General features: G+C 63.5%; 7 protein-coding genes. 4 read left to right on the forward strand and 3 right to left on the reverse strand.

What is annotated here, in order from left to right; all coding sequences use genetic code 11:
* A partial coding sequence (locus tag EN742_RS23695; protein WP_148670213.1) for a L,D-transpeptidase occupies positions 1 to 436 on the reverse strand: 436 nt, incomplete at its 3' end.
* A 227-nt stretch (positions 437 to 663) separates the two neighbouring features.
* On the opposite strand from EN742_RS23695, the gene cueR reads away from it, so the two are divergent.
* On the forward strand, positions 664 to 1,083 hold the full coding sequence (gene cueR, locus EN742_RS23700; protein WP_127405517.1) for a Cu(I)-responsive transcriptional regulator: 420 nt from the start codon (positions 664 to 666) through the stop codon (positions 1,081 to 1,083).
* A 49-nt stretch (positions 1,084 to 1,132) separates the two neighbouring features.
* Here cueR and EN742_RS23705 read toward each other — a convergent pair whose 3' ends face one another.
* Positions 1,133 to 1,318 carry a hypothetical protein gene (locus tag EN742_RS23705; RefSeq protein WP_128333348.1) on the reverse strand — a complete coding sequence of 62 codons (186 nt, stop codon included), beginning with the start codon at positions 1,316 to 1,318 and terminating at the stop codon, positions 1,133 to 1,135.
* Between the two features lie 346 nt (positions 1,319 to 1,664).
* Positions 1,665 to 2,351 (reverse strand): hypothetical protein, encoded by a 687-nt coding sequence (locus EN742_RS23710; protein ID WP_127405519.1) that lies wholly within the window; start codon positions 2,349 to 2,351, stop codon positions 1,665 to 1,667.
* Between the two features lie 98 nt (positions 2,352 to 2,449).
* Between EN742_RS23710 and EN742_RS23715 the strand changes: the two genes are divergently transcribed.
* From EN742_RS23715 to EN742_RS23725, 3 genes are all read left to right on the forward strand, one after another.
* A complete protein-coding gene (locus EN742_RS23715; protein WP_189347525.1) occupies positions 2,450 to 2,950 on the forward strand; it encodes an MmcB family DNA repair protein in 501 nt (166 codons plus the stop codon).
* A 453-nt stretch (positions 2,951 to 3,403) separates the two neighbouring features.
* The gene (locus EN742_RS23720; protein ID WP_126056819.1) at positions 3,404 to 4,150 is read left to right on the forward strand and encodes an SDR family NAD(P)-dependent oxidoreductase; all 747 of its coding nucleotides are present in this window, start codon (positions 3,404 to 3,406) and stop codon (positions 4,148 to 4,150) included.
* 42 nt (positions 4,151 to 4,192) lie between these two features.
* On the forward strand, positions 4,193 to 5,129 hold a 937-nt coding region (locus EN742_RS23725; protein WP_128333349.1), incomplete at its 3' end, for an RNA polymerase subunit sigma-70.

The raw sequence follows: 5,129 nt of genomic DNA on the forward strand, positions 1-5,129 counted from the left end.
GCGGGTTCTTGAGGCCCGGCTCCATACCGCCTGCGAATTTGGCGAGTTCCGGCTGGCGCTTGATCATCTGCGAGGGCGGCGTCCAGGTCGGCCATTCGCGCTTCAGTGCGATACGGGCGGTGCCGTGCCACTCGAAGCCTTCACGGCCGACGCCGATGCCGTAGCGTATCGCCAGCCCGTCGCCCTCGACGAAGTAGAGGAACTTGTTCTGGGTATCGACGATGATGGTGCCCGGCTTTTCCTTAGTGTCGTAGTCCACTTCCTGGCGATGGAAGCGCGCCGGAACCTTCTCGATCGGGATGCGAGGCAATTGATAGCCCGCATCGGTGACCGCGCCATAGTCGTTGGTGAAGAGTCGCGAGCCGATGGTGCTGCAACCGGAAATCGCGGTCGACAGCGCAAGAGCAGCGACGATTGCAAAAGACTTCAAGCGCATGAATAGGTCCGATGCCCAGCCCGTTGATCGCGGCACGAGTCGGCCGCTTTTTCCTGAAACCATTCATGCTGGCATTTCTTTTGCTTGCCAAGCGCGCACTGCCTATATGCAAGACCTTACCTGCCGGTAAGGCCGCGACTGCGGCATTTCGGCAACAGGACTCATAGGATTGTGAAGCAAAATCAATGGGCCGGTCCGACGGGTCGGGCGAAGTCGAGGAAAGTGCCATGAATGTCGGAGATGCCGCGGAGCGGTCGGGCCTGCCGGCCAAGACCATTCGTTACTATGAAGAGATCGGCCTGATCGCGCCTTCGCGCGCCAGCAACGGCTACCGCGACTATTCCGGCGACGACATCCACCGGCTGGCCTTCCTGCGCCGCGCGCGCAATCTCGGCTTCTCCATCGACGACTGCCGCCAGCTGATGGCGCTCTACCAGGACCGCGAACGCGCCAGCCACGACGTGCGCGAGATCGCCGCAGCCCATGTCAGGGCGATCGAGGAGAAGGTGCGCGAGCTGCAATCGATGCGCGCCACCTTGCAGACGCTGGTCCACGCCTGCCACGGCGACCACCGCCCGGACTGCCCGATCCTGGACGACATGGCGGGCTTGACCGTGGACGGCGAGCACAGCAAGACGGCGAACTGATCGCCGCAGCCACGACAGGATCGCGCCCTTGCCAACCACCACGGCCCTGCTATGCCGTTCGCGAACGCTTCTTGCCGGGTTTGCGGCTGGTGGTCTGTTTGATGAACAATCTGGCGTGTTCCGCCCAATCGGCTGTCGTGACGCCATGCTCGCGAACCGACTTCCTGAACATCTCGCGCAGCGTATCGAGATCGAAGGCCGAAAGCCTCTCGCCACTCGATACTGCTCTGTCCACCGCCATTTCCGCCCCGAAAGCAAAAAGAAACATATATGCTTCTATATGATCGGCGCTCTCGACCTTTCAAGGCTGAAAACGGTTCCGGCGCTGACTTCTTTTGGGTGCAATTGGCGCCCTTGCGTGACCTACCGTCAGTCGTTGCCGGGTGTTCCATTCAGCCGGGCGCGGCTGCTGAACCGCATCCGCGCCTTTGAGCGCCGGACAGGCGGCGAACCCGCGTCTTTCCCTGGACGGAATGACGCGGGCCAGGTTGCCACCTGTTGCAATCACCAGCGGCGAATGCAAGCGGACACAACCATTAACGATCGCTAATGTCCAGATGGGTCGCTTGCAAGGCAAAGCGCTAGGGTGCGTGGCTTGCCTGTTCGGCCCGCAATTCAGCAAGCCGTCGCCTTACATAGGTGTTCAAATCCGGCGTCTCATTGGAAAAGATGCCGTCCTTAACGTCACCTTTCAGCTTGTCGAGATTGCCAACCATAGCCCTCATATGCCCGTCCATCTCTAGGCTATCGAGGGTGCGGGATGTCAAATTCGGAAGAACGCGCTTGAGGTTTAGAACCACTTCCGGGCCATATAGCGCACCGATATCCGCTACTAGCTGGTCAGCCCATTCGTACTGCTTTTCGAGGCCAGGGCCGCCTTTCTTCGAACGATAGGCCAAACACTTCTCTCTCATTCGAGCCAGAAGGTTTTGGACCGAGCTTCGGTCTATGGCTTCAGGTGTGGAGACCTTGGTCGCCTCTAGAGAGGCAATTCGTTCGAGACTTTCCGCGTGCATCTTGGCTGGAATGGTCAGCATCTTGATGCCGAAAAACACCAGCGAAAGAACCGCACCACCTCCGATTGAGGCGAGGATACGAACTGGCGCACTGCCGTCGAAATTGCCGGTCCAGAACCAGGCAATGACCGCACCAAAAACTGGAATGGCAACTGTCTTCACGGCAGCGAAAGGGTCGCCCCATGCAGCCTTGATGGCTTCGCGCCAAGCCCGCTCTCGAACTTGCCCCCAATAACCCATGCGCATTTTCATACCAGCGAGTTCCCGCCCCGCCAACGGGTTTGTCAAATATACAATCGCCACAATCAGACGGGTTCAAACCGTGAACAAAATCTGTCATTGTTCCAGCCATGCCCATCATCTCACCGATTCCCATCAACCCCTTGATCGACGGCCGTCAGTCGGAGCGCGCCATGCTGGTGCGACGCGGGGTGCAGCGACTGCTCGCCGAAATGGGCGCGCATGTGCTGCCGGAACTGTCGCTCGCCACCGGCCGGCGCGCCGATCTCGTCGCGCTGACCCGGCAGGGCGACATCTGGATCATCGAGATCAAGTCCTCGATCGAGGATTTCCGCGTCGACCGCAAATGGCCCGATTACCGGCTGCATTCCGACCGCTTCTTCTTCGCCACCCATCCCGGCGTGCCCTCGGACATCTTTCCGGAGGAATGCGGCTTCATCCTCTCCGACGGCTATGGCGCGGAGATCCTGCGCGACGCGCCGGAGCACCGCATGGCGGCGGCGACGCGCAAGGCGCTGATGCTGCGCATCGCCAGGGCGGGCGCGGCGCGGCTTTTGGCGGCGGAGCTTGCCGGTGTTTCGGTGCCGGCGCTGGATGGCGAGAGCGAGTAACCGGCCGGCTGACCGAGTTGGCTGAAGCTTCATCCTGCAGGCCTTCCGCCGCTCCTCGTCCGGCTGTCGCCACCTTCTCCCTGAAAACGCAGGGCTATCGAATATTGCGCTCCCCCTCTCCGTCTCGGCTTCGCCGAGCCACCTCTCCCCACATATAGTGGGGGCGAGGAACCCAAGCTTTCCGAGGCCGCGACCTGGGCGGTTAGCGTTTCCTCGCCCCCATGGAATGGGGGAGAGGTGGCCGGGCAGCGGCCGGAGCGGGGGCTGGCGCTGCCATATGCGATTGCCGTGCCATAAACGAAGAGAAGGTAACAGGCAGCGACCTTGGCGCGAGCCTTGTCGATCACCCGTGAGAACTTTTTCGATCCCGCACCGATGATTTCCGCTGACCCCGGCTGTCCTCATCAACAGGCGCGACCGGATGGTCCGGCGGCCCGGAATGAGAGGTGGTCCATGGGATCGTTGGAAGGTCAGAATGTCGTCGTCATCGGAGGCAGCCGGGGTGTCGGCCGCTCGATCGTGGAAGCAGCGCTTGGCGAAGGGGCAACGGTGCTGGCCGTCGCCCGCGGTACCGCCGCGCTAAAACAGCTTGCCTGGGAGAAGCCGGACGTAAAGACCCTGGCGGTCGACGCGACGGAAGAGAGCGCGCCCGAAGCCGTTTTCGACGCGCTTGCGGCGGATGTGCTGGTGGTCTCGGCGGGCGCGCTTGCCGCATCCGCGCCGGTGCAGGAGCAGAGCTGGGAAGTGTTCTCGGCAAACTGGGAGATGGACGTCAAGGCGTCGTTCCTGTTCTGCAGGGCCGCGCTTCAGGGTCGGCTCAAGCCAGGGAGCCGGGTGGTGTTGATCTCCAGCGGGGCGGCCTTCAGCGGCGGGCCGCCGAATTCCGGCAGCTATGGCGGCGCCAAACGCATGCAGGTGTTCCTGGCCGGCCACTGCCAAAAAGAGTCGGACCGGCTCGGCCTCGGCCTGCGCTTCATGGCGCTTTCGCCGATGCGCATCATGCCCGGCACCGGGGTCGGTGATCGCGGCATCGACAGCATTTCGGCCTATATGGGCATCCGCCCGGCGGACTTCCTGGCCAGCATGACGGACATGCAGACCCCGGCCGATGTCGGGCGCGCGGTGGTCCAGCTCGCCACCGCGAAGCAGCAAGGCAGTTCCTTCGTGGTGAGTGGCGCCGGACTTGCGGCGGCGGCATGAGGCGCGCAGGATGCCGGCCGAACTCAGCCCCGCAGGCTCCGCATGACAGACGCTCCCGGCGCTTCTGAGCAATTGGGCCGGCCAGGCCAGCCGATCCTCGATCGGCTGGCCTTCGAGCGCTTGACCGTGACGCATCGCCGCGAGCTCAAGCTGCACTGCTACCGGATGATGGGCTCGCTCAACGAGGCCGAGGACCTTGTCCAGGACACTTTCCTCAAGGCCTGGCGCGCAAGGTCGCAATTCGACGGGCGCGGCTCTCCTCGCGGCTGGCTCTACAGCATCGCCACCAACAGCTGCCTCAACGCCATCAAGGCGAGAGCGGCGGCGCGCCGCATTCTAATGCAGCCCGCACGACCGCCCTCCGATGGACCCGCGACCGGAGGACCCGTCGCCGAGATCGCCTGGCTGGAGCCCTATCCGGACACCGAGCTCCCGGCCTTTGCCGACGCCGAGCCCGGGCCGGAAGCGCGTTACGAGACCCGCGAGGCCGTGCAACTCGCCTTCGTAGCGGCGATCCAGCTCCTGCCGCCGAGGCAGCGGGCGGCGCTTCTGCTTTGCGACGTGCTGGGGTGGTCGGCCGCCGAGACCGCGCAGTTGCTGGGCGGATCGACCGCCTCGATCAACAGCGCCCTGCAGCGGGCTCGCGCGACGCTTGGCCAGCGATATCCTGAAGGCCGCCCCTTGCAGCGGTCACGGCCCAGCCCGGAAGAGGGCCTGCTGCTCGAACGCTATATGCGGGCCTGGCAGGCCGACAATCTCGACGGCCTCGTCGACCTGTTGCGGGAGGATGCCACTTATCACATGCCGCCATGGCGGGAATGGTACCGGGGGCGCAAGGCGATCGGCGCTTTCCTCGAGACCGTCTGGGGCAATTTTGCCGGCTATCGCACGGTGGCCACCAGAGCCAACGGCCAGCCCGCTGTCGGTGTCTATGCGTTGAGCCATCAGGATGTTGTCTGGCGGCCGCACTCGCTGCATG

Origin of the sequence: Mesorhizobium sp. M4A.F.Ca.ET.020.02.1.1 (assembly GCF_004022645.1) — a bacterium.
Lineage (GTDB): Bacteria > Pseudomonadota > Alphaproteobacteria > Rhizobiales > Rhizobiaceae > Mesorhizobium.

Excerpts from the sequence above, each read along its gene's own strand:
- EN742_RS23720 (WP_126056819.1), top strand. The coding sequence starts at position 3,404 with ATGGGATCGTTGGAAGGTCAGAATGTCGTCGTCATCGGAGGCAGCCGG.
- EN742_RS23715 (WP_189347525.1), top strand. The coding sequence starts at position 2,450 with ATGCCCATCATCTCACCGATTCCCATCAACCCCTTGATCGACGGCCGT.
- cueR (WP_127405517.1), top strand. The coding sequence starts at position 664 with ATGAATGTCGGAGATGCCGCGGAGCGGTCGGGCCTGCCGGCCAAGACC.
- EN742_RS23710 (WP_127405519.1), bottom strand. The coding sequence starts at position 2,351 with ATGAAAATGCGCATGGGTTATTGGGGGCAAGTTCGAGAGCGGGCTTGG.